The following is a 25,875-nucleotide window of genomic DNA, read 5'->3' on the forward strand; positions in this document are numbered from 1 at the left end:
CGAATTAGATTCATTGATGTAAATCAGATTATCTCTTTCATTCGCCGCTTATCGTGTGCACACCCTTCCTTAAAACGAATCAAAAAAATGAAAAAAAGACCATTCTTGATGGTGCTTTGCGCTGTGTGCTGCTTTTTTGTTGCGGACATCGCTATGGCAAAAAACAGTTCAGTTTCCAGTGAACAGGTTAAAGAGAACGTTATTGCAGAGTCGATCGCATCTTATCCCGGAGTATGCGCCTGTCCTTTTAACCGGGCCAGAAACGGAAGCGCCTGCGGCAGACGCAGCGCATGGAGTAAAGCGGGAGGCTATGCTCCCATTTGTTATAAAAATGAAGTTACGGATGAGATGGTAAAGCAGTGGCGTGAAAATAATAGCTAACCCGCCTCCAGCATCCCAAAGCTCACAATCCGCGCGCGGCCCAGCTCTTTCGCCCGGTACAAGGCCACATCCGCGGCGCGCAGCAGGTTGTCAGTCTGGGCATGTTGCGGGTAGCTGGCAATGCCAATCGACACATCCACCGGCCCAATCTCGGTCAGCCCGTAGCGAAGCGACAGCTCATGCACGCTATTGTAAATCTTCTGCGCGCAGGCGTGCGCCTCTGGTTCATCGGCACCGGGAAGCAGGACCAGAAACTCCTCGCCCCCGTAGCGGAATGCGAGCCCGTTGTCATGGGCGGCACGCTGGACAATTGACGCCACGCTTTTAATCACCTGATCGCCCGCTTCATGGCCGAAGCGGTCATTGATGCTCTTGAAGTGATCGATGTCGATCATCATGCAGCTTAACGGCTCGCCGGTGCGCATCGCCTGTGCCGTTTGGGTTTGCAGCGTATCTTCCAGATGATGACGATTACGCAGGCCGGTGAGCGGGTCGAACAAGGCTTTTTCCAGCAACGCGTCGCGCAGACGCTGGTTGGCCAGCGCCAGCCCGAGCGCTTCGGCCATCAGCTCCAGATAGGCGCGGGAAGGGGCGTTGTCCGCCGTAATATTCTGGAAGGAGAGCAGGCCAATGGCCTCGCCCTGGGCGATAAGCGGCACACACAGCGAGCTTTCCGCCTGGGAGGACGGCAGATGGTAGCAGGCGATATCCGGCTCACCGTTTACCGGCGGGTGGCTCTGCCCGCGGCGCACGGCCCAGCACTCGTCAGGGTGGAAGCTCGTCTCTTCACCAACCGGTGAAAGCCAGTGTGCGACGCAGCGCATCTGCCATGGCTCCCGGTCAAGGACGTAAAGTCGCCCCGCGATCCCCGGCGCGATATTAGGCGCAAACAGCTCCGCCACGTTAATCACATCGTTAAAGTTCTCACACCCCTGCAGCCGCTGGGTCATGCGCGCCAGCAGCTCGCGGATGGCCCAGTCGGCATCGCGCTCTTTTTCCAGACGCTGTCGCGCCAGGCCGTTTTCGCGGAAGATGCGGATGGCCTGAGCCATGTCGCCAATCTCATCAATCTGGTTGAAATTGGGCGTTTCAACCGCGTAATCCTGGGATGCCAGACGGTGCACCACGTCGCTCAGGCGCACCACGGGGCGCAGCACGCGGCGCTTCAATATAAAGCCGAGAACAAACAAGAACAGCAGGGCGGTCAGGCCGACCATCAGCTCAGAGGCCGTACGCAGCGCTTTCGATTTTTTTGTCGCGTCCTGAACGGAGGCGATGACGCGTTTGTCGAGTATCTGGCGGAAGTGATCGAGCTGGTTCTGCGCGCGCTCCAGCTCCTGCTCATAGGGCGCACCGTAGAGTAGCGCAACGGCCTGCGCATCTTCTCCCTGCGCCGCGCTCGTTAGTGCCGTTTGCTGCTCGTCCTGCAGCTCATCGACGATCTTTATTCCTTCATGCAGCAGGGACAGTTCTTCATCCGATGCGCCGTTATCCTGCAACTTTTCCAGCCGAAGCTCGACGCTCTTCAGGCTATTTTCCGCCTGGTTATATTCCTTGAGAACCTGAGGATCTTTTTTAATGACGTACAGCCGTGCTAAATCAGACTGGGCCCAGATATCGGTTTCGATATCTTCCGTGAGCTGATCAAATTTCTGCCGTTGTTCAACGGCCTGACGCTCGAGGGTATCCGCACTGGATGCCATCAGCATGATGATGCCGGAGGCGATGGTCAGGCAGACCGTGGCACCGTAGGCCCAGTTTGTTATCGTCGCGATTCGCACCTGATGATCCTTTTACGACATGAGTAGGATGGCGTTCTTTCAAATTATAGAAAACGTTTGATTTAAGGCGAAAAAAAAGGCGGCACAGCGCCGCCTGGTGTGGTCTATATCGTCACATCCTCACAATTCTGGAGGATTTTTTCCTTCTTCGATGAAGTCGGGGTCCAGCTCTTCGGCGTTACCTTCGTGATCGCGCCCTGAGAAGAGGTTCCAGCAGGCGATAAACAGCGCGGCAATAAGCGGCCCAATCACAAAGCCGTTAATGCCGTACAGCTCCATGCCGCCGAGGGTGGAGATCAGAATCAGGTAGTCGGGCATTTTGGTGTCTTTCCCGACCAGCAGCGGGCGCAGGATATTGTCCACCAGCCCGACGATAATCACGAAGAAGCCGACAATAAACAGCCCTTGCCAAAGCTGATGGGTGGCGAACAGGAAGATGGCGGCGGGAACCCAGACAATCGCCGAGCCGATGGCGGGCACCAGCGAGAGGAAGGCCATCAGCGCCCCCCAGAGCACGCTGCCGTCAATACCGGCAATAGCAAACGCAATCCCGCCGAGGATGCCCTGAACCACCGCCACCGCCGCCGTACCTTTTACCGTGGCTCGCGACACGCCGACGAATTTGGCGAACAGGTGTTGCTTGGCGAAATCAGACAGCGGCAGGGAGTCGAGGATCTGGCGCACCAGATACGGGCCGTCTTTCAGCAGGAAGAACAGCAGATAAAGCATGATGCCGAAGCTAATCGCAAAGCCAAACGTGCCCTTGCCAATCAGGAACGCGCTGCCGGCGAGATATTGCCCGCCCTGCAGGGCGACATCAGAGAGTTTTTTCTGGATCTGCGCCGCGTTGGTCAGGTTGTGATCCGCCAGGAAGCCGCTGGCCCAGTCAGGCAGATGGTTGAAGATGCTCGCCACCACTTCCGGGAACTGGGTGTTGTTCTCCTGAAGCTTCGTGTAAACCACGTTCAGCTCAATGGCGAGCGAGGAGAGGATCACCATCAACGGAATAAAAACGATCAGGCAGATAATGCCAATGGTCAACAGCGAGGCGAGCCCGTTGCGATCCCCCAGCGCGGCGCGCAGCCTGTTTTTTACCGGATTGAAGATGACGGTCAGAATGGCGGCCCACAGTATTGCGGAGAAGTAGGGCGACAGTATGTCGAAGAAGGCCCAGGTGACGAGGGCGAGAATAAAAATGAAGAAACCTTTGGTCAGTCCATTAAAGCGCATAGTGATTCCTGGTAACGAATAAGCAGAGTCGACTATAGAACTGATTTGAGGATTTACCAATAATTCTGCCGCTGGCGTGCCGGGCGATGGCTTCGCGCCTGACCCGGCATACAGACCTCAATAATGTGTTATGTTTTGATGAGATTTTAAACAGCTCAGGACGACAGCATGGAAAAGGTCTTTTCAGGTGGGTGCTTATGCGGCTCGGTTCGCTTTACCGCTGCGAATGGGGGCAATGTGCACACCTGCTCGTGCGATATCTGTCAGAAACACACCGGCGCACAAACCGTCGTATGGATTGAGTTCCGGCGGAAAACGTGCAGTGGATCGGTCCGGGCGGACGTCCGGCGACATGGCGATCGTCGGACTACTCCAGCCGGGCGTTTTGCCCCACCTGCGGCAGTTCAATTGGCGCGATTGATGATTCACCCACCGTTGCCTTATTTACTGGCGTGTTTGACGATCCGGACCAGCCGGAGTTTGCCCCGGAAAATCACTCCTTCGACGACATGATGCCTGCCTGGTGGCGACATACCATGAGGGAAGCGTAAAAGTATGATCCGAGGGTTCATCGTTACCACTTTCGACTGACCGAAGATCGCCGCTTCCCGCACCATGCTGTAAGTATCTGCTTGCGGAGGTGCTTATGGCCTGGCGTCCGATTCTCTATGTGATCCTCACGACCCACCCCAGGCTCAGCGCGAGGCGTGCCCGTTTGCGTCTGGTCATCTAGCTTTTTATTAACAATCGCGGTATAACACACCTTCTTTGGATGTTTAGATGTCCATACGTATAGAAGGTAATATGCAAACACAACAAGAAAATGGGCAGCTTAAGCGCACCATGAAAACACGCCACCTGATTATGCTCTCGCTGGGTGGCGTGATTGGGACAGGGTTATTCTTCAATACCGGATACATCATTTCAACGACCGGGGCGGCGGGCACGCTGCTGGCGTACCTGATAGGTGCGCTGGTGGTCTGGCTGGTGATGCAGTGTCTGGGCGAGCTCTCTGTGGCGATGCCGGAAACCGGCGCGTTCCACGTCTATGCTGCCCGCTATCTTGGTCCGGCGACGGGCTACACCGTAGCGTGGCTCTACTGGCTCACCTGGACGGTGGCGCTCGGGTCGAGCTTTACCGCCGCCGGGTTCTGCATGCAGTACTGGTTTCCGCAGGTGCCCGTCTGGGCGTGGTGCGTGGTCTTCTGCGTGGTGATTTTTGGCCTGAACGTCATCTCTACGCGCTTCTTTGCGGAAGGCGAGTTCTGGTTCTCCCTGGTGAAAGTCATCACCATCATCGCCTTTATTATCCTTGGCGGGGCGGCGGTCTTTGGCTTTATCCCGATGCAGGACGGTTCACCCGCGCCGGGCTTAAGCAACATCACCGCCGAGGGCTGGTTCCCGCACGGCGGCCTGCCGATCCTGATGACCATGGTGGCGGTGAACTTTGCCTTCTCCGGTACCGAGCTCATCGGCATCGCGGCGGGCGAAACGGAAAATCCGCACAAGGTGATTCCGGTTGCGATCCGCACCACCATCGCGCGCCTGATTATCTTCTTTATCGGTACCGTGTTTGTGCTGGCGGCGCTGATCCCGATGCAGCAGGCGGGCGTGGAAAAGAGCCCGTTCGTGCTGGTGTTTGAAAAGGTCGGTATTCCTTACGCGGCAGACATCGTTAACTTCGTGATCCTGACGGCGATCCTCTCGGCGGCGAACTCGGGGCTGTACGCTTCCGGGCGCATGCTGTGGTCGCTGTCGAATGAGAAAACGCTGCCGCGCTGCTTTGCCCGCGTGAACAAAAACGGCGTGCCGCTGACGGCGCTCTCGGTCTCTATGCTCGGCGGCGTGCTGGCGCTGTTCTCAAGCGTCGTGGCCCCGGACACGGTGTTTGTCGCACTCTCGGCGATTTCTGGCTTTGCGGTGGTGGCGGTGTGGATCAGCATCTGCGCGTCGCACTTCGTTTTCCGTCGCCGTCATCTGCAGTCCGGTCAGCCGCTCTCTGCGCTGCAGTATCGCGCGCCGTGGTATCCGCTGGTGCCGGTGCTCGGTTTTATCCTCTGCGTGGTGGCGTGTGTCGGCCTGTGGTTTGACCCGAGCCAGCGCATTGCCCTTTATTGCGGGCTTCCGTTTGTCGCCCTGTGTTATGGTGCGTACTACCTGACCCGAAATATGACATCGCAGGAGCCTGAACATGTCGCAGAATAACCCGCTTACCGCCATCCTTGAAAAACAGCCGTTTGTGGTGCTGGATGGCGCGATGGCGACGGAGCTGGAAGCGCGCGGCTGTAACCTGGCAGACAGCCTCTGGTCAGCCAAAGTGCTGGTGGAAAACCCGGAACTCATCCGTGAAGTGCATCTCGATTACTACCGGGCGGGCGCGCAGGTGGCGATCACCGCCAGCTATCAGGCCACGCCTGCGGGCTTTGCGGCGCGCGGTCTGGACGAGGCGCAGTCCCGCGCGCTGATCGGTAAAAGCGTGGAGCTGGCGCGTAAGGCGCGCGAAGCGTATCTGGCTGAAAACCCGCACGCGGGCACGCTGCTGGTGGCGGGCTCCGTTGGGCCGTACGGCGCGTATCTGGCGGATGGCTCAGAGTATCGCGGCGACTACGTGCGCAGCGCCGGGGAGTTTACTGCCTTCCACCGCCCGCGCGTGGAAGCGCTGCTGGATGCGGGCGCTGACCTGCTGGCCTGCGAAACGCTGCCTTCGTTTGTGGAGATCAAGGCGCTGGCGGCGCTTCTGGCCGGGTACCCCCGCGCCCGGGCGTGGTTCTCGTTCACCTTACGCGACAGCGAGCACCTGAGCGACGGCACGCCGCTGCGTGAGGTGGTCAGCGCGCTGGCAAACTCTCCGCAGATTGTCGCGCTGGGCATTAACTGCATCGCACTGGAAAACACCACGGCGGCCCTGAAGCATCTGCAAAGCCTGACGTCGCTGCCGCTGGTGGTCTATCCGAACTCGGGCGAGCATTATGACGCGGTAACCAAAACCTGGCACCACCACGGAGAAGCGTGCGAGACGCTGGTAGGGTATTTGCCGCAGTGGCTGGAAGCCGGCGCGAAGCTGATTGGCGGATGTTGTCGCACCACGCCGAAAGACATTGCTGAGCTGAGCGCGCAGCGCTGATGCCCTCACCCTGACCCTCTCCCACGGGGAGAGGGGAAAAAACGAACCGCACAAAATTCGCTATCCTTTCCCGCTTTTTATCTAAAAACGAATCGTTATGAGCGATTCATTTTTATTCCTTTATCAAAATTCCCGCGCCGGAAATACTGCCCTCATAACAACAAGGGGAGCAGGCACTATGGCAATTTCATCGCGAATCACACTTCTCGGCGCACTGGCGCTGTGGGCATTTCAGGCGCAGGCGGTGGACGTCACCGTCGCGTATCAAACCTCTGCGGAACCGGCGAAAGTCGCGCAGGCGGACAACACCTTTGCCAAAGAGAGCGGCGCGAAAGTCGACTGGCGCAAGTTCGACAGCGGGGCGTCCGTCGTGCGTGCGTTAGCCTCCGGCGACGTGCAGATCGGCAATATCGGCTCCAGCCCGCTGGCGGTTGCGGCCAGCCAGCAGGTGCCGATCGAGGTTTTCCTGCTCGCCTCGCAGCTCGGTAACTCTGAAGCGCTGGTGGTGAAGAAAAACATCACTAAACCGGAAGATCTGATCGGCAAACGCATCGCCGTGCCGTTTATCTCCACCACCCACTACAGCCTGCTGGCGGCGCTCAAACACTGGGGCATCAAGCCGGGTCAGGTACAAATCATTAACCTGCAGCCGCCGGCGATTATCGCCGCCTGGCAGCGCGGGGATATTGACGGGGCTTACGTCTGGGCACCGGCAGTGAACGAACTGGAAAAAGACGGCACCGTGCTGACCGACTCTGAAAAAGTGGGCCAGTGGGGCGCGCCAACCCTCGACGTGTGGGTCGTGCGCAAAGACTTTGCCGAGAAACATCCCGAAGTGGTGAAAGCCTTCGCCAAAAGCGCGATTGACGCCCAGCAGCCGTACATCTCTAACCCGGATGAATGGCTGAAGCAGCCCGCCAACCTGGAAAAACTCTCCCGCCTGAGCGGCGTGCCGGAAGCGGACGTGCCGGGTCTGGTGAAGGGCAATACCTATCTGACCCCCGCGCAGCAGGTGCAGCAGCTGACCGGGCCGGTGAACAAAGCGATTGTGGATACCGCCACCTTCCTGAAAGAGCAGGGCAAAGTGCCTGCGGTGGCGGCGGATTACAGCCAGTACGTGACCGATCGTTTTGTGAAATAAGGAGTCCGCCATGCTGAATATTACGAACCTGTACGCCGATTACGGTGGGAAACCCGCGCTGGAGGATATCAACCTGACGCTGGACAGCGGTGAGCTGCTGGTGGTGCTGGGCCCGTCCGGGTGCGGAAAAACCACGCTGCTGAATCTGATCGCCGGGTTTGTCCCTTATCAGCATGGCACCATTCAACTGGAAGGCAAAAAGGTGGAAGGCCCGGGCGCCGAGCGCGGCGTGGTCTTCCAGAACGAAGGGTTGCTTCCCTGGCGAAACGTGCAGGAAAACGTGGCGTTTGGGCTACAGCTTGCGGGCATCAACCGCGAACAGCGGCTGGAAACGGCGCGGGCGATGCTGAAAAAAGTGGGGCTGGAAGGGGCGGAAAAACGCTTTATCTGGCAGCTTTCCGGCGGCCAGCGTCAGCGCGTCGGTATTGCCCGCGCGCTGGCCGCGAATCCGCAGCTGTTGCTGCTGGACGAGCCGTTCGGGGCGCTGGATGCCTTCACCCGCGAGCAGATGCAAACCCTGCTGCTGCGCCTGTGGCACGAGACGGGCAAGCAGGTGCTGCTGATTACCCACGATATCGAAGAGGCGGTGTTTATGGCGACGGAGCTGGTGCTGCTCTCGCCGGGGCCGGGCCGCGTGCTGGAGCGCTTGCCGCTGGAATTCGCCCGCCGCTACGTCGCGGGAGAGCCCGTGCGCAGCATCAAATCCGATCCGCTGTTTATCGAACAGCGTGAATACGTCTTAAGCCGCGTGTTTGAACAACGGGAGGCTTTCTCATGAGCATCGTCTTCAGTGAAAAAACGCGCCGCACGCGTCTGGCGCTGCGCTGGCCTTTCTCGCGCCAAATCACGTTGAGCGTCGGTACGCTGCTGGTACTGCTGGCGGTGTGGTGGGCGGTTGCTGCCCAGCAGTGGGTCAGCCCGCTGTTTCTGCCGCCGCCGGACCAGGTGCTGGCCAAACTCATTACCATCGCCGGGCCGCAGGGCTTTATGGATGCCACGCTCTGGCAGCATCTTGGAGCCAGTCTGGCGCGTATTCTGGTGGCGCTGCTGGCAGCGGTAATTATCGGGATACCGGTCGGGATCGCGATGGGCTTAAGCCCGACGGTGCGCGGTATTCTCGATCCGCTGATTGAGCTTTACCGTCCGGTGCCGCCGCTGGCCTATCTGCCGCTGATGGTGATCTGGTTTGGCATCGGTGAAACGTCAAAAATCCTGCTGATTTATCTGGCGATTTTCGCCCCGGTTGCCATGTCGGCGCTGGCGGGCGTGAAGAGCGCCCAGCAGGTGCGGATCCGCGCGGCGCAGTCGCTGGGAGCCAGCCGCACGCAGGTGCTGCTGTTCGTGATTTTACCGGGCGCGCTGCCGGAAATTTTAACCGGGCTGCGCATCGGCCTCGGCGTGGGCTGGTCCACGCTGGTGGCGGCAGAGCTGATTGCGGCCACGCGCGGCCTTGGGTTTATGGTGCAGTCGGCGGGAGAGTTCCTGGCGACTGACGTGGTGCTGGCAGGGATTGCGGTGATCGCCGCGATCGCCTTCGGATTAGAACTGGGGCTGCGCGCGTTACAGCGTCGCCTGACGCCCTGGCATGGAGAAATACAATGAGTGAACGTCTGACCATTACCCCGCTGGGGCCGTACATTGGCGCGCAGGTGTCGGGCCTGGATGTGACCCGTCCGCTAAGCGATAACCAGTTCGAGCAGCTGTACCACGCGGTGCTGCGCCATCAGGTTGTGTTCCTGCGCGAACAGGCGATCACCCCGCAGCAGCAGCGCGCGCTGGCCCTGCGCTTTGGCGATCTGCATATCCACCCCGTCTATCCGCATGCGGAGGGCGTGGAGGAGATTATCGTTCTGGATACCCACAACGATAACCCGCCGGACAACGACAACTGGCATACCGACGTGACCTTTATCGAGACGCCGCCCGCCGGGGCGATTCTGGCGGCGAAGCTGCTGCCGGAAACCGGCGGCGATACGCTGTGGACCAGCGGCATTGCGGCGTATGAGGCGCTCTCCGCGCCGTTCCGGACGCTGCTGAGCGGGCTGCGGGCGGAGCACGACTTCAAAAAATCGTTCCAGGAGTACAAGTACCGTAAAACGGAAGAGGAGCATCAGCGCTGGCAGGAGGCGGTTGCGAAACATCCTCCGCTACTGCACCCGGTGGTGCGGACCCATCCGGTCACCGGCAAGCAGGCGCTGTTCGTGAACGAAGGGTTCACGACGCGCATTGTGGACGTGTCCGAGAAAGAGAGTGAGGCGCTGTTAAGCTTCCTCTTCGCGCATATCACCAGGCCGGAGTTTCAGGTGCGCTGGCGCTGGCAGGAGAATGACCTGGCGATCTGGGATAATCGCGTGACGCAGCACTACGCCAGTGCGGACTATCTTCCGCAGCGCAGGATTATGCAGCGGGCGACGATTTTGGGGGATAAGCCGTTTTACCGTGCGCCTTGATCCCCTCACCCTAACCCTCTCCCCAAAGGGGCGAGGGGACTGCCCGGTGCGGTTTTCACCCTCTCCCTGTTAGGGAGAGGGCTGGAGTGAGGGTATTAAATGCGCCTCTATATACCGCTGATACCGGTTCGCCTTCAGGTAACACAAATCCACCAGCACCAGCCCGTCGACGCAGTCGTTAAATGCCGGGTCGCTGCCAAAATCAATAAACTGCACGCCGCCGGGCTCGCAAAGCTCGGAATACTGTTTGTAGAGCGGCGGAATGCCGCAGCCAAGATTGCCGAGCAGGGATTTCAGCTTCGTCAGATCGTCCACGTAATCCACGCCGCCAAACTGCGCGAGCACGTCCGGCAGCGATGCGGGATACGGCTGACGTGACGCGGCGAGCGGATGCGTTGCCGGGAACCACAGGCGGTAAAAGGCCACCAGCAGATCCCGCGCGGCAGGCGGTAAGCCGCCGGAAATGGAGACCGGGCCAAACAGGTAGCGGTAGTTCGGATAACGCGCCAGGTAGGCCCCAATGCCGGACCATAAATAGTCCAGGCCACGGCGTCCCCAGTAGCGCGGCTGAATAAAGCTGCGCCCCAGCTCAATACCGTGCTCCAGCACGTCCTGCATTTTGTCGTCGTAGTGGAACAGGCTATAGCTGTACAACCCTTCCAGACCGCGGCGTTCAACCTGTCTGGCGGTCGGCATAAAGCGATACGCGCCGACGATCTCCAGATCCTCATCATCCCACAGGATCAGGTGCAGATAATCATCATCGTAGCAGTCGGTGTCCCGGCGTTTGCCGCTCCCTTCCTCGACCGCGCGAAAGGCAATCTCGCGCAGGCGGCCCAGCTCGCGCAGCAGCGGGGCGTCTTCCTGACCGTTGCGCTGCCAAAGATAGATGGTTTTACCGTCGCTGGTATTGCCCAGACATTCGGCCTGCGCCAGCGCGCGTTTCAGGGTGGCCCGGTCTTCCGGACGGGCAATGGCGCACTGGGTTTTAAAGACGCCAGGCAATCCCTTGCCAAGACGCATCACGTGCCGACGACATTGTTCGGCCATCTCACGCGACGAAAGGGTGGCGCTGTGCCAGTGATGCCAGGCGATCTGCTGGCCGATCTTAATCGGCAGCTGGCTGTGGCGGCGGCGGAACATCTGCTGCATCAGCAGCAGCATGGACAGCGTCGGGGAGACCAGCGTGCTGGCATAGAAGAGCAGGCTGTTATGCGCCTGAATATGCACCGGCAGCAGCGGGGCCCGCAGCTTGCTGGCGAGTTTGATAAAGCCAGAGTGCCATTTTTTATCGCGAATGCCCTTGCGCGTGGGGCGGGAAACTTCTCCGGCCGGGAAGAAGATCAGCACGCCTGCGTTTTGCAGATGCTGTTCCATCTGCACCAGGGACGATTTCGCCGTCCTGCCGCCCATATTGTCCACCGGAATAAACAGCGAGCTGAGGGGCTCAAGGTGCGTCAGCATCCGGTTGGTGACGACTTTAACGTCGCGTCGCACACGGGAGACGGCGTACAGCAGCGCCAGGCCGTCCAGCGTACCCGTCGGGTGGTTGGCAATAATGACCAGCGGGCCATGTTCGGGGATTTGTTCAAGATCGCGGGCGGAAACGGTGCAGAGAATATCAAGGTGTTCCAGAACTTGCTCCACCATATCCAGTCCTTTCAGGTGGCGGTGTACTGCGGCAAATTGCTGAAATTCGTCTTCGTAAAACAGTCTTTTTAACAGACTTTTTTGCCAGGGTGCAGGCCTCGCCTGAGGCCAAAGATCGTCGAGAACGCTATCGAGGCTAAACATGGTTACTCCTCCTGCCGTCTTGCGAAGACAGTAGAAGGCGCAGATGTCGGTTGTATTGCAGTTTGGTGAAGATTAGCGCAGAGAGCAGGCCGGGTAAGGCGAAGCCGCTACCCGGCGCTAAAGCGGATTAACGCAGAATTTTCTTCTCGGCCAGATCCAGCGCGAAGTAGCTGAAGATCAGATCCGCGCCTGCGCGTTTGATGGCGCCGAGGCTTTCGAGGACCACTTTCTCTTCGTCAATCGCACCGGCCAGCGCGGCGAATTTGATCATCGCGTACTCGCCGCTGACCTGGTAAGCGCCCAATGGCAGCTCGGTGCGCTCGCGGATGTCGCGCAGGATATCGAGATACGCGCCCGCTGGTTTCACCATCAGGCAGTCTGCGCCCTGGGCTTCGTCGAGCAGGGATTCGCGAATCGCTTCCCGACGGTTCAGCGGGTTCATCTGATAGGTTTTACGATCGCCCTTCAGCGCCGTACCGGCCGCTTCGCGGAACGGGCCGTAGAAGGAGGAGGCAAATTTGGTGGAGTAAGACATGATTGCGGTGTCGGTAAAGCCCGCCGCGTCCAGCGCCTGACGGATCGCCTGAACCTGTCCGTCCATTGCGGCAGAGGGCGCGATGAAGTCCGCACCCGCAGCGGCAGCCACGACCGCCTGTTTTCCGAGGTTCAGCAGGGTGGCATCGTTATCGACACCGTGATCGCACAGCACGCCGCAGTGGCCGTGAGAGGTATATTCGCAGAAGCAGGTGTCTGACATTACCACCATTTCCGGCACGGTCTCTTTGCAGATGCGCGACATGCGGGCAACGAGGCCATCTTCTTTCCACGCGTCGCTGCCGGTGGCATCGGTATGGTGAGAGATGCCGAAGGTCATCACCGAGCGGATCCCCGCGTTGGCGATGCGTTCAATCTCACGCGCCAGATATTTCTCCGGAATGCGCATTACGCCCGGCATGGCTTCGATGGCTTTGTAGTCATCGATCTCTTCTTCGACAAAAATCGGCAACACCAGATCGTTTAAGGTCAGGGTTGTCTCTTCAAACATAGCGCGCAGTGCAGGTGACTTGCGCAGGCGGCGGGGACGTGCAATTAAATCGGTCATGGTATGCCTGATGTTTGTGGAACAAAGAAGGCTAGTGTACCTCAAAGTGAAGACAGGTGTTTTAGTAAAAGTGGGCATTTTATTTTGTAAAATGCGATGGGGCTGGTTTTCTGTCATCAATATAAAATTCAGGTCAGTGTAACGCCGAAATGGAGATGAGTTATTCATATTGTTTTTATATTAAATAGAAAACATCATTGAAAATGATTCATTATTTATTTTTATATATGCCTTATTGTTTTGTCTCTATTTTAATGCTTTGTTTTTATAATATTTATCTGTAGTGACAGATGCTTTCTCGGTTTTGATGTGTTATTAGTCTGGATACGGACTTAATGGAAACATTCATTGAACCTTTTCGAAATGAAAATGCATAATTCCCTCCGCAATTAAACATTGCAAAATCATTGATGGACAAACTTGCTTACGTCCCTGAGGAGGGATGACCCAATGCAAACATGGAAAAAGAAACTCGTTGTATCTCAACTTGCATTAGCCTGCACCCTGGCTATCGCTTCTCAGGCCAATGCGAAGGATATTTCCGGTACGACATATAATACATTCGGATACGATAATACCGCTTCCACTCCCTGGTATTATGGCTATGCCGACTGGGATTACTCAGACGCGACCCACGACGGTGATATTTATCCGGTGATTAATAAAAGCACCGTGAATGGTGTTATTTCAACATACTATCTGGATGATGGCATCAATGGTCGGGCGAATGCGTTAAGCATTTCCAACAGCACCATTAATGGCATGATTACCTCTGAATGTATGACCTCCTCGTGTGCTGATGGCCTGGATACCGATGGCACCAACCATCCTCAATACGATCGTTTTAGCCTGACCGTAGATAATTCCACCATTAACGATACCTATGAGCATTATGCGTATGACGTCGTGAATGGGGAAAATACGGAAAGACACTATCTGGACACGTATAATCTGGGTAATGCGATTACCCTGGATGTGGAGTCCGATATTGTCATCCAGAATAATTCCCACATTGCCGGTATTACCCTGACGCAGGGTTATCAGGAGTCGGATAACACTCCTTACGACGGTGTTGAAGGCGTAGCCAACAGCAGCAAAGTATTTACCGATACGCTGGTGGTGAAAGACTCCGTTCTGACCTCAGGCGCGTACAGCGATCTGGGGACCAGCGGGTTCTACGGTCAAACCGCGAAACCGAGCGACTACGGTGAAACGAATGCCACGGGAGCGGATGATGCGGCGCTGATCGTTGCAGCTAGCGCGTCTGATAACGCGATGCAGACCACTGCCACGTTCGATCATTCCACCGTTACTGGCGATATTCTGTTTTCCAGCACCTTCGACAACAACTTCTATCCGAACGGCGATCCGGCAACGGATACGAGTGCAGACGGTGTCTATAACCCAACCACCAACGGCTGGGATGGCACCGATAAGCTGGATGTCACCCTGACCAACGGCAGCAAATGGGTCGGTGCAGCACAGTCCAGCGTCGAGGCTATCGGCCCAGCGCAGATGTATGGCCTGGGCTACAGCAACGTAGACTGGAGTAGCTTATCCCCTAACAGCATTTGGCCGGATTCCGTTTATGACAGCAACGGACACGTTGCGGGTGAAGCGGTGTATCAGAGCGGGCTGTTTAACATCGCGCTGGATAACGGCTCAGAGTGGGATACCCGCAAGCTTTCTAACATCGACACGCTGACGGTAAACAACCAGTCTCAGGTTAACGTTGAAGACTCTGGTCTGCTGGCGGACTCCATCACCCTGACCAATGCTTCATCAATGAATATTGGAGACAGCGGTGGCGTGGCGACCGACCATCTGTATCTGGACAGCTATAGCCGTGCGGCACTGACGGAAGAAACGGCCGAACTGTATGCCAACACCATCACCGTGGATAACGGTGCTGAGCTGGCGCTGGGGCTGGGTCAGGTTGATACGCACAATATGGAACTGACCGATGGCGGGGTGCTGAACGTTGCCAGCCGTGATTACGTCCTGAACAGCGATCTGAACAACGCACGCTATATCACTAACGATAAGTACAATGCCGATTACGACTACGGTGTTGTGGCGATTAACTCAGACGGCCATCTGTCAGTGAACGGTGACGTTGCGGGTAACTACCAGGTGCGCATCGACGATGCGACCGGTGCCGGTTCCGTTGCTGATTACAAAAACAAAGAGATTATTCGCGTCTATGACAATAACGCGGATACCACAGCCAGCTTCACTGCCGCAAACAAAGCTGATTTAGGTGCTTACACCTATCAGGCGCAGCAGCAGGGTGATTCCGTTGTCCTTCAGCAGAAAGAGCTGACCGACTCTGCCAATATGGCGCTGAGCATCCCATCTGCCAATACCAATATCTGGAATCTGCAGCAGGATACCGTCGGCACGCGTCTGACCAACAGCCGTCACGGCCTGGCGGATAACGGCGGGGCGTGGGTGAGCTACTTCGGTGGTAACTTCGACGGTGACAATGGCGTTATCAGCTACGATCAGGACGTGAGCGGCATTATGGTGGGTGTGGACACCCAGATTGACGGTAATAATGCGAAATGGCTCGTCGGTGGTGCGGCAGGTTTCGCGAAGGGTGATATCAGCGATCGTACCGGTCAGGTCGATCAGGATAGCCAGACTGCGATGATCTATGCGTCAGCGAAGTTCATGAACGATCTGTTCCTCGACAGCTCCCTGAGCTACACCCGCTTCAACAGCGATCTCTCCGCCAACATGAGCAACGGTCAGTACGTTGACGGCAATACCACGAATGATGCTGTTGGTTTTGGGCTGAAGCTGGGCTATGACTGGAAACCAAACCTCTCTGGCTACGTTACGCCATATGCAGCCGTCTCTGGCCTGTTCCAGTCTGGCGATGATTATCGTCTGAGCAATGACATGCGCGTAGATGGACAATCATACGATAGCCTGCGTTATGAACTCGGCGTTGATACGGGTTACACCTTCAACTACGGCGGCGAACAGGCTCTGACGCCTTACTTCAAACTGGCCTACGTCTATGACGACGCCGATAACAATGCCGATATTAACGGCGACAGCATTGATAACGGCGTGAAAGGCTCCGCTGTGCGGGTAGGGCTGGGCACCCAGTTCAGCTTCACGAAGAACTTCAGTGCGTACACTGATGCCACTTATCTGGGCGGCGGCGACGTTGATCAGAACTGGGGCGCAAATCTGGGCGTGAAATATACCTGGTAATGAATAAAAGCGGGGGAGTAATTATCTCCCCCGCTTTTTATAGAAGTAATAAAAATAATATTGAACCGACAAATACGGATGACTTGAGGTCTGCATGAACGTTAATGCGAAACCGCTTTCTGAATTACGCCGGCTCGAACAGTATTTAACAGCGGCCAGTACCCCTTTTACATGTGCGCCCCAGCAATTAATTACGTCAGGCGAATGGAATGAGCCTTGTACGATCGTATTACAAACCGGCGTTATTGAGGTTTATCGAACTTCTGATGAACTGCTGGTGGGGATTGCGACTGCCCCTTTTATATTCGGGCTGTCTACGGTGGTGATTAATCACTCTCACGAATACAGGGTGATTGCTAAAACAGCCTGTACCGGTTTTTATTTGCCCACGGAAACCACCCGTCAACTCATCCAGCAGTATTCACTCTGGAAAGAGGCCTTCTGCTGGTTATCCTGGATAACTTACGTTCTCGAGAAACGCGATAAGCAGCTGGTGGGAAATAACTCCTATCACCAGATCCGCTCGATGCTGCTGAATATGGCGGAATGGGATGAAACGCTGCGTTCAAAAATCGGTGTGATGAATCATATTCAACAGAGCACACGAATTTCACGCTCCGTTGTTGCCGAGGTGCTTGCCGCCCTGAGACAGGGAAACTATATCAACATGAGCCGGGGCAAGCTGGTCAGCATCAACCGCTTGCCCACGGAATATTAGGATTAGTTAGACGCGGTGAGAACCTGTGCTTTATTGGCGCTCAGTTCAGCCACTAAGTTATTAATCCCGTCACTCATATTGACGAAACGCGTATGCGGGGAGCGGGTGACCACCACAAACGCGCCGACGTTTGACTGCGGGATCATGGCCATATAGGTGATGAATCCGCCGCCGCCGCCGGTTTTCTGAATAATACCCGGACGGCCATTTTTCGGTGCCATATAGACCCAGCCCATACCGAGCGCATCGGCTTTACCCGGCACGTCCATCCCGATGACGCGGTGCAGCTGAGTGCGCTGATAAATCAGGGTCTGCATGCGATCGGCCTGGCTGCTGCGGGCGTAGAAATCTGAGGAAAGGAACTGCTGCATCCAGCGCATCATGTCGCCAGGCGTGGAATAGACCCCGCCGCTGCCCACGGCCGCGAGCGTGTTATTACAGGGGCTAGCGCCTTTCTCCGCCACCATCAGGCGACGACACTGATCAGGGGACGGGGTAAAGGTGGTGTCTTTCATACCCAGCGGACGGGTTATCTGCTCTTCAAACAGCTGCGTGTAGGGCTTGCCAGCCGCCGTTGAAAGGGCGTCCGCCAGCAGGTCAAAGGCCAGGTTTGAATAAGAGGCCTGCGAACCCGGCGCCGCCTTCAGCGTGGCGGTACTCAGGTAGCTCCAGCGCTGGTCGCGCGTTGGCCAGACAAATACGTCACGGTGCGCTGCCCCGCCTGGCTGCTCGCGCGGCAGGGCGCTGGTGTGGGTGGCAAGGTTCACAAGCCGAATCGGCGTACCCTGCCAGGTTGGAACCCGGGCACCTGGAGGCGCGTATTTGCTGAGCGGGTCGTCGAGTTTCACCACGCCCTGGTCGAGCAATTTCACCAGCATTTCGCTGGTCATCAGCTTGGTTAAGGACGCGATGCGGATAACGGAATCCAGCTGCGGGTGAACGTTATTTCCTGGGCGTGTTTCGCCAAAGCTGCGGAACACACGCTGGTTGCCGTCAATGACGACCATCGCCATCCCGGTCGCGCCGCTGCCGTAATAGATAAGGTTCGCGTAGCGATCGGCAATATCTGAAGCTAAAACGGGCGCCGTCAGCGGTTGGGCTGCCTGGGCGGTAGAAAAGCTCACCGCACACAGCGCGGCAAAAGAGAGCAGACAACGTTTCAACGAAAAGCATCCATGAAGTAAATGAGGAAAGTAATGGGTATTTATACTACTAATCGGAACCGCGCAATGCCCCGAATTGCATAACGATAGCGAGAAAAACGTAACCATGGGTAAATATGAACAATTTACTGACGAGCCATCTCCCATTTTGTGACATCGGGCTTATGATAGGCACCAGTGTCACTCAATCTTACGGAGAACGGTATGTCTGAGAAGCGTGTGGTTATGGTTGTTGATATGCAGAACGGGGTATTTGAAACCCCTCGTCATCAGCGCGAAAAGTGTGTCTCTCTGATCAACCAGCTTACGCAGGCAGCCGACAAGGTGATTTTTATTCAGCATACCGAGGCCGGGGGCCTGGAAGAGGGAAGCGAAGGGTTTGCGCTACTGCCTGAGCTCCATCAGCCAGCTGACGCGCTATATGTGACCAAAACCGCCTGTGATGCCTTCTATAACACCGTGCTTGAGGCGCTGCTGCGTGAGCAGGGCATTCGCGAGTTTGTCATCTGCGGCTGCGCCACCGATTACTGCGTTGATGCGACGGTTAAGAACGGCGTTAGCCGGGGTTATCACATTACCGTGGCGGAAGATGCCCACACTACCGCCAATCGCCCGGCGGCAGATGCGCGGATCCTGATTAACCACCACAACGACGTCTGGCGTAACTTCATCGCGCCGGCGAATCCTCTCGCGGTGAAACGCACCGAAACAATTCTCGAAAACTGGAAAGCGAACTAATAATCAACCCTCGGGTCTGACCTTTTTGCCCGGGCCGGGAGGCTGGCCTGGGCAGGTTTTTCGTGTGGTAACGTGTTGTGCACAGCAACAGCCATAACAACAAGAAGGAAGCATTATGTTTAAGTCTTTTTTCCCAAAGCCGGGGCCTTTTTTCCTGTCGGCATTTATTTGGGCACTCATCGCTGTCATTTTCTGGCAGGCGGGCGGCGGCGCATGGCTGACGCGCATCACGGGAGCAACGGGCGAGGTGCCGATTAGCGCGGCGCGCTTCTGGTCGCTCAGCTATCTGCTGTTTTACGCCTACTACACGGTGTGCGTAGGGCTGTTTGCGCTGTTCTGGTTTATGTATTCTCCGCACCGCTGGCAGTACTGGTCTATTCTCGGCACATCCCTGATTATCTTTGTGACCTGGTTCCTCGTGGAGGTGGGCGTGGCGGTTAACGCCTGGTATGCGCCGTTCTACGATCTGATCCAGACCGCGCTGAGCTCGCCGCATAAGGTGACCATCAACCAGTTCTATCATGAAGTAGGCGTCTTCCTCGGTATCGCCCTTATTGCGGTGATCATCGGCGTGATGAACAACTTCTTCGTCAGCCACTACGTTTTCCGCTGGCGTACCGCAATGAACGAACATTATATGGCGCACTGGCAGCACCTGCGGCATATCGAAGGCGCCGCACAGCGCGTGCAGGAGGACACCATGCGTTTTGCCTCCACGCTTGAAGACATGGGCGTCAGCTTTATCAACGCCATCATGACGCTGATTGCCTTCCTGCCGGTGCTGGTGACGCTCTCGGCGCACGTGCCGGATCTGCCGATTGTCGGCCATATTCCTTATGGTCTGGTGATTGCCGCGATCGTCTGGTCGCTGATGGGTACGGGCCTGCTGGCGGTGGTCGGGATCAAACTGCCGGGTCTGGAGTTTAAAAATCAACGCGTGGAAGCCGCTTACCGTAAAGAGCTGGTTTACGGTGAAGATGACGCCAACCGCGCCTCGCCGCCGACCGTCCGCGAGCTGTTTGGCGCCGTGCGTCGTAACTACTTCCGACTCTACTTCCACTATATGTATTTCAACATTGCCCGTATTTTGTATCTGCAGGTGGATAACGTTTTCGGTTTGTTCCTGCTGTTCCCGTCGATTGTTGCGGGTACGATTACGCTCGGTCTGATGACGCAGATCACCAACGTTTTCGGTCAGGTTCGCGGGTCGTTCCAGTACCTGATCAGCTCCTGGACCACCCTGGTAGAACTGATGTCCATCTACAAACGTCTGCGCAGTTTTGAACGTGAGCTGGACGATCGTGACCTGCAGGAAGTCACCAACACCTTTAGCTAATACAGGAAGTTGCTATGTCTTTTGCCGTACCGCGCGCGTTACCGTTGTCCTTGCTGGCCGCTCTTGTGTTGGCAGGCTGTGCCGAAAAAGGGGCCGCTCCGCTCAAAAAGGGGGAGAAGCCCGTCGATGTGGCGAGCGTTGTGCGGCAGAAAATGCCCGCCAGCGTGAAGGATCGCAACGCGTGGGCAGATGCCCTGGCAAAAACCTTTGAAAGCCAAAAGATCGCGCCGACCGAGGAGAATATCTGCTCGGTGCTGGCGGTGGCGCAGCAGGAGTCGATGTACCAGTCAGACCCGGTCGTGCCGGGCCTGAACAAAATTGCCTGGAAAGAGATCGACCGTCGCGCGGAGTCCATGCATATCCCGGTTTTCCTTGTGCACACCGCGCTTAAAATCACCTCACCGAACGGCAAAAGCTACAGCGAGCGGCTGGATGCGGTGAAAACCGAAAAACAGCTCAGCGCCATCTTTGATGATTTCATCAGTATGGTCCCGATGGGGCAGAAGCTGTTTGGCTCGCTGAACCCGGTACACACCGGTGGCCCGATGCAGGTGAGTATTGCGTTCGCGGAGAAGCATACCGACGGCTACCCGTGGAAAATCGACGGTACGGTACGTCAGGAGGTCTTCTCCCTGCGCGGTGGGCTGTGGTTCGGCACGTATCACCTGTTGAACTACCCGGCGAACTACAATGAGCCGCTGTACCGCTTTGCCGACTTTAACGCGGGCTGGTACGCCAGCCGTAATGCGGCGTTCCAGAGTGCGGTCAGCCGCGCAAGCGGCGTTAAGTTGGCGCTGGACGGCGATCTCATCGCTTACGGCAGCAGTGAGGCGGGAAGCACCGAGCTGGCAGTACGGAAATTATCGACCACGCTTGGCTTGAGCAACAGCGACATTCGCCGTCAGCTAGAGAAAGGCGACAGCCTGGCCTTTGAGAAAACGGATCTGTACAACAAGGTGTTTGCGCTTGCTGAGCAGAAAAGTGGGAAAACGTTACCGAGGGCTATCCTGCCGGGGATCCAGCTGGAAAGCCCGAAGATCACGCGTAACCTGACCACCGCATGGTTCGCAAAACGCGTGGACGATCGCCGGGCGCGCTGTATGGGGCTTTAACGGCGACGGCGAAAGCGCAAAACTAATGCTACAACACCCAGAATCATACATCCCGCGAGGAAGGGGATCAGGCCGAACAGGGTGCTGACGCCAAACCCAATCTCAACTCGCGGGCGTCCGTTATCCTGCACCTGCATCAGGTGTTCATAAACGCCAGGCGCATGGACCAGCATGTTGAGCAGCTGGGAACCGGCCCAGAAGCAGAACAGGACAAACAGGGCATAAGCGATATTACCCGCCGTGGAGGTTTTTGGTTTGCCGCCAAAAATCGGTTTCGACAATGTAAAGTCAGCCATGTTGACCTCCCGTGGTATCACTCTGTTTTAATACGCGTCTTACGGGGTGAGTTTGACAGGTCATCGCATTTGTCAATATCAGAATCGTGGTAATTTACGCGCCGGAATCCTCCTGGATTGTCGATTTCTGCAGCACATCACAATTTCATCACTTAAGTGAAATTGCGTCACGTTTCAGAATTTCCGTATCTGCCACAGACCTGGCCGTAAAACTGTGAGAGGATGTCTTTTTTTCCTGCCGGAGTTGTTATGAAGCTCACGTCCAAACTACGCCGTGACTGGCACTACTACGCCTTTGCTATCGGGCTGATCTTTATTCTTAATGGTGTCGTGGGCCTGTTGGGGTTTGAAGCAAAAGGATGGCAAACCTATGCCGTCGGGCTGGTGACCTGGGTGATAAGTTTCTGGCTGGCGGGGTTGATTATCCGCCGTCGTCCTGAAGAGACGACAGCGGATGAGGCGAAGAGCGCCGATTAACCGTTTACGGAACTTTTAAGCGCGCTGTCGGCGGCGTGACGCTCCAGCGCCAGTTCGATCAGGCGGGTGATCAGTTCCGGGTAGCTCAGGCCGCTGGCCTGCCACAGTTTTGGATACATGCTGATGTTAGTGAACCCCGGCAGCGTGTTGATTTCATTGATCACCACTTCGTTTTCCGGCGTCAGGAACACATCCACGCGCGCCATGCCGCAGCAGCCGAGCGTCTGATAAGCGCGAATGGCGATCGCCCGGATCTTATCGTTAATCGACGGATCGATATCCGCAGGAACGACAACCTGCGCGCCTTTGTCATCGATGTATTTGGTGTCGTACGAATAGAAGTCGCTGTTTAACACCACCTCGCCGCAGGTGCTCGCCTGTGGGAAATCGTTGCCCAGCACGGCGCACTCAATTTCACGGCCTTTGATGCCCTGCTCAACCACCACTTTATGGTCGAACTCAAACGCCAGACGGACAGCCTGCGTGAACTCCGCTTCGCTGGCGACTTTGCTGACGCCCACGGAGGAGCCCTGGTTTGCAGGCTTCACAAACAGCGGCAGACCCAGCTCTCCGCTAATTTGCGCGAAGCTGTGTTTGTCGCGGTTGGCGCGGGTGAGGGTCACGAATGGCGCAATATTCAGCCCGGCATCGCGCAGCAGGCGTTTGGTGACGTCTTTGTCCATGCACGCGGCAGAGCCGAGGACGTCCGAGCCGACGAACGGCAGGTTGGCCATGCGCAGCATTCCCTGCAGGGAACCATCTTCGCCCAGAGTGCCGTGAACGATAGGGAAGACAACGTCGATCTGGGCGAGTGCCTGCGCGTTGCCGGCGTCGATGAGCTGCCCCTTCACGACGCCGGGTACGGTGGCGACGCTCACTTCCGAAGGATTAAGGGCGATGTGCGCCGGATCGTGAGCATTCAGCAGATACTGGCTGGCATCGTTAACGTGCCACTGCCCCTGTTTATCAATGCCCAGCAGCACCACGTCGAAACGGCTTTTATCGATCGCATCAACGATATTTTTGGCCGATTGCAATGACACTTCGTGCTCCGCTGATTTTCCCCCAAAGACAATACCTACGCGCTGCTTAGCCATCTCACTCTCTTCCAGTCTGACGAAAAGCCAATAACATACCACGATGCCCGGCGGGTTTCGCGGCCTTCTGCCATAATGTTTTGGGGAATGTTGAGGGGGGAGAGTGAAAGGAAAAACGCTGCTGACCGTATTCATCATTGTGGCCGTTGCAACGGTGGGTTACCGCTGGTTGCCGCCTTACTACAACCCTTTCATGCCGCTGACGCTTGACGACCCGCCGGGCCGAATCACCCAGTATAAGCTCCGGCGCCTAACCCCCGAGGCGTGCGCAAGCCTGCTTTCGCAGGCTAACCAAAGAGATCTCATCCGCACCCAGCCGGTGGCCGACAGCGGCGGCGCGTGTCCGCTTAACAACGTCGTGCGCGTGCGTGATTTTGGCCCGGTCAGCCTGAACAGCAGCTTTCTTGCCAGCTGTCCGCTGGCGCTCAGCTCTGCGCTGTTTATCAGTCAGCAGGCCCGGCCGCTGACAAAACGCTATACGGGCAGCGACCTGGCGCGTATCGACCACCTCGGCAGCTTTGCCTGCCGCAATATTTACCACCGCTCTGACGCGCGACGCAGTGAACATGCCACGGCGGAGGCGCTGGATATCGCCGCCTTTCGGCTGGCGAACGGGGAGCGCATCACGGTACTGAACGGCTGGAAGGCGGCAACAACGCAGCCATGGCTGAAGGCCATGCTGGCGGCAAGCTGCGGCTACTACGGAAACGGCCTGGGGCCGGAGTATAACGCGGCGCATGCCAACCATTTTCATCTGGGAATGCGCGGTTTCGGACTCTGTCGGTGCAGCATAATATTCCGCCAGAAAATGGATGAATTGTGACTTATTTCACAAATATGATGACTGGGAAGATAAAACACCAAAGTCAGTCGGGCCGCATCTCTGGTGCGACGTCAAAACGCGTAACTTGCTAATCTGTAGGCGAATTCGCCTAAAAATGAAGACTATTTCTTTATGGAATCCTGGAAAGTTAATCTCATCTCGGTCTGGTTCGGCTGCTTCTTTACCGGGCTGGCCATCAGCCAGATCCTGCCGTTCCTGCCGCTGTACGTCTCGCAGCTGGGGGTGACCTCGCATGAAGCGCTCTCCATGTGGTCCGGCCTGACGTTCAGCGTCACGTTTCTGGTCTCCGCCATTGTGTCACCGATGTGGGGCAGCCTGGCGGATCGGAAAGGTAGAAAACTGATGCTGCTGCGCGCCTCGCTCGGGATGGCGATTGCCATTCTGCTCCAGGCCTTCGCCACCAACGTCTGGCAGCTGTTTTTCCTGCGTGCGGTAATGGGGCTGACGTCCGGGTACATTCCGAATGCCATGGCGCTGGTCGCCTCTCAGGTGCCGCGCGAGCGTAGCGGCTGGGCGCTGAGTACGCTCTCCACGGCACAGATCAGCGGCGTCATCGGCGGTCCGCTGCTGGGCGGCTTTCTGGCGGACCACGTCGGGCTGCGCGCGGTATTTATCATCACCGCGATCCTGCTGGTGGTCAGTTTTCTGGTCACGCTCTTTCTTATCAAAGAGGGAGGCCGCCCGGTTATCAGTAAATCTGAACGCCTGAGCGGCAAGGCCGTCTTCGCCTCGCTGCCCTATCCGGGACTGATGATCAGCCTGTTTGTGACCACTATGGTTATCCAGCTTTGTAACGGTTCGGTCGGTCCGATCCTGGCGTTGTTTATCAAGTCGATGGAGCCGGAAAGTACAAATATCGCTTTTCTGAGCGGCATGATTGCCGCCGTGCCGGGCGTATCCGCCCTGATTTCCGCGCCGCGTCTGGGAAAACTGGGTGACAGGATCGGCACGGCGCGCATCCTGATGGCGACGCTGATCTTTGCGGTCGTGCTCTTCTTCGCGATGTCGTTTGTCACCTCTCCGCTTCAGCTTGGCGTATTGCGATTCCTGCTCGGGTTTGCTGATGGTGCAATGTTGCCTGCGGTACAGACCCTGCTGGTTAAATATTCCAGCGATCAGGTGACGGGGCGTATTTTTGGATATAACCAGTCATTTATGTATCTGGGGAATGTGGCCGGTCCGCTTATTGGCGCATCCGTTTCCGCGATGGCCGGTTTTCGTTGGGTATTTGCCGCCACGGCGATTGTCGTTTTAATCAATATTATCCAGCTGGCTATTGCGCTGCGTCGCCGCAGACAAATGGCGGAAGCGAAATCGTCGAGATAATCGTTTCATTGATGTATTATATATTCTTATGGTAGCCGCATTTTTATATAACAAAATGCGGCGCTTTTTTATAGAAAAACGTTTCGCTCACCGCGGCGTTCCTTTATTTTCATTCCTGCATCACTTTTGCATACCATAATAAATTTCTTCTCTTTGCATTATGGATTCAGAATGCTAACTTCAGACAAAACTGAAAAAGGAACTGGCACGATGAAAAATCTCATTGCTGAATTGCTGGTCAAGCTGGCACAAAAGGAAGAGGAGTCAAAAGAGCTGGTTGCTCAGGTCGAAGCGCTGGAAATTGTGGTCACCGCGCTGCTGCGACAAATGGCGAAAACCGATCAACAGGCGTTGATTGAGAGCGTGGAAGGCGCGCTGGACAGCGTCAGGCCTGAATCGCAGGTTCCGGTTGAGGATGCCGAGATGCTCCACCAGTACGTAAAGAAGCTGTTAAGGCATCCGCGCAGCTAAACCGTCACAGGACGTAACGACGTGTCATAGAATTGTCATGCAGGATGCCTATAGTCGCTCTGTTTTTAT

At 56.6% G+C, this 25,875-nt stretch carries 23 protein-coding genes and 1 pseudogene; 17 read left to right on the forward strand and 7 right to left on the reverse strand.

What is annotated here, in order from left to right:
* Positions 1–87: 87 nt before the first annotated feature.
* Positions 88–381 (forward strand): hypothetical protein, encoded by a 294-nt coding sequence (locus tag ACZ6J2_RS12780; RefSeq protein ID WP_071884809.1) that lies wholly within the window; start codon positions 88–90, stop codon positions 379–381.
* Here the strand turns inward: ACZ6J2_RS12780 and ACZ6J2_RS12785 are convergent.
* Both ACZ6J2_RS12785 and ACZ6J2_RS12790 read right to left on the reverse strand, forming a co-directional pair.
* Complete coding sequence (locus tag ACZ6J2_RS12785; RefSeq protein WP_471725876.1) at positions 378–2,162, reverse strand: diguanylate cyclase; 1,785 nt, start codon at positions 2,160–2,162, stop codon at positions 378–380. The two genes, ACZ6J2_RS12780 and ACZ6J2_RS12785, sit on opposite strands and share 4 nt — an antisense overlap.
* Positions 2,163–2,282: 120 nt before the next feature.
* Positions 2,283–3,392 carry an AI-2E family transporter gene (locus tag ACZ6J2_RS12790; protein WP_033144729.1) on the reverse strand — a complete coding sequence of 370 codons (1,110 nt, stop codon included), beginning with the start codon at positions 3,390–3,392 and terminating at the stop codon, positions 2,283–2,285.
* 168 nt (positions 3,393–3,560) lie between these two features.
* Between ACZ6J2_RS12790 and ACZ6J2_RS12795 the strand changes: the two are divergent.
* From ACZ6J2_RS12795 to tauD, 7 genes and pseudogenes are all read left to right on the forward strand, one after another.
* Positions 3,561–3,943 (forward strand): annotated as a pseudogene (locus ACZ6J2_RS12795) (GFA family protein).
* Between the two features lie 253 nt (positions 3,944–4,196).
* Positions 4,197–5,597, forward strand: coding sequence for an S-methylmethionine permease (mmuP, locus tag ACZ6J2_RS12800; protein ID WP_023334652.1), 1,401 nt, complete (start codon positions 4,197–4,199; stop codon positions 5,595–5,597).
* A complete protein-coding gene (gene mmuM / locus ACZ6J2_RS12805) occupies positions 5,584–6,516 on the forward strand; it encodes a homocysteine S-methyltransferase (protein WP_471725877.1) in 933 nt (310 codons plus the stop codon). Before mmuP ends, mmuM begins: the two co-directional genes overlap by 14 nt.
* 178 nt (positions 6,517–6,694) lie before the next feature.
* Positions 6,695–7,657, forward strand: a complete 963-nt coding sequence (gene tauA / locus ACZ6J2_RS12810) for a taurine ABC transporter substrate-binding protein (RefSeq protein ID WP_023293188.1) — start codon at positions 6,695–6,697, stop codon at positions 7,655–7,657.
* A 10-nt stretch (positions 7,658–7,667) separates the two neighbouring features.
* Complete coding sequence (gene tauB / locus ACZ6J2_RS12815) at positions 7,668–8,435, forward strand: taurine ABC transporter ATP-binding subunit (protein ID WP_335279892.1); 768 nt, start codon at positions 7,668–7,670, stop codon at positions 8,433–8,435.
* Positions 8,432–9,259 carry a taurine ABC transporter permease TauC gene (tauC, locus tag ACZ6J2_RS12820; RefSeq protein WP_471725878.1) on the forward strand — a complete coding sequence of 276 codons (828 nt, stop codon included), beginning with the start codon at positions 8,432–8,434 and terminating at the stop codon, positions 9,257–9,259. Before tauB ends, tauC begins: the two co-directional genes overlap by 4 nt.
* Positions 9,256–10,107 carry a taurine dioxygenase gene (tauD, locus tag ACZ6J2_RS12825; protein ID WP_471725879.1) on the forward strand — a complete coding sequence of 284 codons (852 nt, stop codon included), beginning with the start codon at positions 9,256–9,258 and terminating at the stop codon, positions 10,105–10,107. The genes tauC and tauD overlap by 4 nt, the downstream gene beginning before the upstream one ends.
* Before the next feature lie 69 nt (positions 10,108–10,176).
* Here tauD and olsF read toward each other — a convergent pair whose 3' ends face one another.
* Together olsF and hemB are read right to left on the reverse strand one after the other, a co-directional pair.
* A complete protein-coding gene (gene olsF, locus ACZ6J2_RS12830) occupies positions 10,177–11,901 on the reverse strand; it encodes a bifunctional ornithine lipid synthase OlsF (RefSeq protein WP_471725880.1) in 1,725 nt (574 codons plus the stop codon).
* A 127-nt stretch (positions 11,902–12,028) separates the two neighbouring features.
* A complete protein-coding gene (gene hemB / locus ACZ6J2_RS12835) occupies positions 12,029–13,003 on the reverse strand; it encodes a porphobilinogen synthase (RefSeq protein WP_028017695.1) in 975 nt (324 codons plus the stop codon).
* 450 nt (positions 13,004–13,453) lie between these two features.
* Here hemB and ACZ6J2_RS12840 point away from each other — a divergent pair, with 450 nt between their 5' ends.
* Together ACZ6J2_RS12840 and ACZ6J2_RS12845 are read left to right on the forward strand one after the other, a co-directional pair.
* Positions 13,454–16,228 carry an autotransporter outer membrane beta-barrel domain-containing protein gene (locus ACZ6J2_RS12840; protein ID WP_471725881.1) on the forward strand — a complete coding sequence of 925 codons (2,775 nt, stop codon included), beginning with the start codon at positions 13,454–13,456 and terminating at the stop codon, positions 16,226–16,228.
* Positions 16,229–16,322: 94 nt separating this feature from the next.
* A complete protein-coding gene (locus ACZ6J2_RS12845) occupies positions 16,323–16,946 on the forward strand; it encodes a helix-turn-helix domain-containing protein (RefSeq protein WP_471725882.1) in 624 nt (207 codons plus the stop codon).
* A 2-nt stretch (positions 16,947–16,948) separates the two neighbouring features.
* Here ACZ6J2_RS12845 and ampH read toward each other — a convergent pair whose 3' ends face one another.
* Positions 16,949–18,109: a D-alanyl-D-alanine-carboxypeptidase/endopeptidase AmpH gene (gene ampH / locus ACZ6J2_RS12850; RefSeq protein WP_032661607.1), complete on the reverse strand. Its 1,161-nt coding sequence runs from the start codon at positions 18,107–18,109 to the stop codon at positions 16,949–16,951.
* A gap of 204 nt (positions 18,110–18,313) precedes the next feature.
* Here ampH and ACZ6J2_RS12855 point away from each other — a divergent pair, with 204 nt between their 5' ends.
* The 3 genes from ACZ6J2_RS12855 to ACZ6J2_RS12865 all read left to right on the forward strand — a co-directional run bounded on the left by ACZ6J2_RS12855 (position 18,314) and on the right by ACZ6J2_RS12865 (position 21,295).
* Complete coding sequence (locus tag ACZ6J2_RS12855; RefSeq protein ID WP_471725883.1) at positions 18,314–18,847, forward strand: isochorismatase family protein; 534 nt, start codon at positions 18,314–18,316, stop codon at positions 18,845–18,847.
* Between the two features lie 115 nt (positions 18,848–18,962).
* The gene (gene sbmA, locus ACZ6J2_RS12860) at positions 18,963–20,183 is read left to right on the forward strand and encodes a peptide antibiotic transporter SbmA (RefSeq protein ID WP_033144739.1); all 1,221 of its coding nucleotides are present in this window, start codon (positions 18,963–18,965) and stop codon (positions 20,181–20,183) included.
* A gap of 14 nt (positions 20,184–20,197) precedes the next feature.
* Positions 20,198–21,295, forward strand: coding sequence for a DUF1615 domain-containing protein (locus ACZ6J2_RS12865; RefSeq protein WP_045400611.1), 1,098 nt, complete (start codon positions 20,198–20,200; stop codon positions 21,293–21,295).
* On the opposite strand, the gene ACZ6J2_RS12870 is transcribed toward ACZ6J2_RS12865, so the two are convergent.
* A complete protein-coding gene (locus tag ACZ6J2_RS12870; RefSeq protein WP_008503287.1) occupies positions 21,292–21,591 on the reverse strand; it encodes a DUF2755 family protein in 300 nt (99 codons plus the stop codon). The genes ACZ6J2_RS12865 and ACZ6J2_RS12870 overlap by 4 nt on opposite strands.
* Positions 21,592–21,840: 249 nt before the next feature.
* On the opposite strand from ACZ6J2_RS12870, the gene ACZ6J2_RS12875 reads away from it, so the two are divergent.
* Complete coding sequence (locus ACZ6J2_RS12875) at positions 21,841–22,068, forward strand: DUF2754 domain-containing protein (protein WP_023310528.1); 228 nt, start codon at positions 21,841–21,843, stop codon at positions 22,066–22,068.
* Here ACZ6J2_RS12875 and ddlA read toward each other — a convergent pair.
* Positions 22,065–23,165, reverse strand: a complete 1,101-nt coding sequence (gene ddlA / locus ACZ6J2_RS12880; RefSeq protein WP_471725884.1) for a D-alanine--D-alanine ligase — start codon at positions 23,163–23,165, stop codon at positions 22,065–22,067. The two genes, ACZ6J2_RS12875 and ddlA, sit on opposite strands and share 4 nt — an antisense overlap.
* 103 nt (positions 23,166–23,268) lie before the next feature.
* Between ddlA and ACZ6J2_RS12885 the strand changes: the two genes are divergently transcribed.
* From ACZ6J2_RS12885 to iraP, 3 genes are all read left to right on the forward strand, one after another.
* A complete protein-coding gene (locus ACZ6J2_RS12885; RefSeq protein ID WP_471725885.1) occupies positions 23,269–23,988 on the forward strand; it encodes an extensin-like domain-containing protein in 720 nt (239 codons plus the stop codon).
* Positions 23,989–24,120: 132 nt separating this feature from the next.
* A complete protein-coding gene (locus ACZ6J2_RS12890) occupies positions 24,121–25,335 on the forward strand; it encodes a multidrug efflux MFS transporter (RefSeq protein ID WP_029739748.1) in 1,215 nt (404 codons plus the stop codon).
* 210 nt (positions 25,336–25,545) lie between these two features.
* Positions 25,546–25,806 (forward strand): anti-adapter protein IraP, encoded by a 261-nt coding sequence (gene iraP / locus ACZ6J2_RS12895; RefSeq protein ID WP_024906786.1) that lies wholly within the window; start codon positions 25,546–25,548, stop codon positions 25,804–25,806.
* The last annotated feature ends 69 nt before the right edge of the window (positions 25,807–25,875 follow it).

It is taken from the genome of Enterobacter sp. E14S (assembly GCF_055666685.1).

Bases quoted from the DNA above. Each gene is read 5' to 3' on its own strand.
- tauD (WP_471725879.1), top strand. From the start codon at position 9,256: ATGAGTGAACGTCTGACCATTACCCCGCTGGGGCCGTACATTGGCGCG.
- tauB (WP_335279892.1), top strand. From the start codon at position 7,668: ATGCTGAATATTACGAACCTGTACGCCGATTACGGTGGGAAACCCGCG.
- mmuP (WP_023334652.1), top strand. From the start codon at position 4,197: ATGCAAACACAACAAGAAAATGGGCAGCTTAAGCGCACCATGAAAACA.
- ACZ6J2_RS12855 (WP_471725883.1), top strand. From the start codon at position 18,314: ATGTCTGAGAAGCGTGTGGTTATGGTTGTTGATATGCAGAACGGGGTA.
- ACZ6J2_RS12840 (WP_471725881.1), top strand. From the start codon at position 13,454: ATGCAAACATGGAAAAAGAAACTCGTTGTATCTCAACTTGCATTAGCC.
- ACZ6J2_RS12790 (WP_033144729.1), bottom strand. From the start codon at position 3,392: ATGCGCTTTAATGGACTGACCAAAGGTTTCTTCATTTTTATTCTCGCC.
- ACZ6J2_RS12870 (WP_008503287.1), bottom strand. From the start codon at position 21,591: ATGGCTGACTTTACATTGTCGAAACCGATTTTTGGCGGCAAACCAAAA.
- tauA (WP_023293188.1), top strand. From the start codon at position 6,695: ATGGCAATTTCATCGCGAATCACACTTCTCGGCGCACTGGCGCTGTGG.
- olsF (WP_471725880.1), bottom strand. From the start codon at position 11,901: ATGTTTAGCCTCGATAGCGTTCTCGACGATCTTTGGCCTCAGGCGAGG.
- ACZ6J2_RS12865 (WP_045400611.1), top strand. From the start codon at position 20,198: ATGTCTTTTGCCGTACCGCGCGCGTTACCGTTGTCCTTGCTGGCCGCT.
- ACZ6J2_RS12890 (WP_029739748.1), top strand. From the start codon at position 24,121: ATGGAATCCTGGAAAGTTAATCTCATCTCGGTCTGGTTCGGCTGCTTC.
- sbmA (WP_033144739.1), top strand. From the start codon at position 18,963: ATGTTTAAGTCTTTTTTCCCAAAGCCGGGGCCTTTTTTCCTGTCGGCA.
- iraP (WP_024906786.1), top strand. From the start codon at position 25,546: ATGAAAAATCTCATTGCTGAATTGCTGGTCAAGCTGGCACAAAAGGAA.
- ACZ6J2_RS12780 (WP_071884809.1), top strand. From the start codon at position 88: ATGAAAAAAAGACCATTCTTGATGGTGCTTTGCGCTGTGTGCTGCTTT.
- mmuM (WP_471725877.1), top strand. From the start codon at position 5,584: ATGTCGCAGAATAACCCGCTTACCGCCATCCTTGAAAAACAGCCGTTT.
- ACZ6J2_RS12875 (WP_023310528.1), top strand. From the start codon at position 21,841: ATGAAGCTCACGTCCAAACTACGCCGTGACTGGCACTACTACGCCTTT.
- ddlA (WP_471725884.1), bottom strand. From the start codon at position 23,165: ATGGCTAAGCAGCGCGTAGGTATTGTCTTTGGGGGAAAATCAGCGGAG.
- tauC (WP_471725878.1), top strand. From the start codon at position 8,432: ATGAGCATCGTCTTCAGTGAAAAAACGCGCCGCACGCGTCTGGCGCTG.
- ACZ6J2_RS12845 (WP_471725882.1), top strand. From the start codon at position 16,323: ATGAACGTTAATGCGAAACCGCTTTCTGAATTACGCCGGCTCGAACAG.
- hemB (WP_028017695.1), bottom strand. From the start codon at position 13,003: ATGACCGATTTAATTGCACGTCCCCGCCGCCTGCGCAAGTCACCTGCA.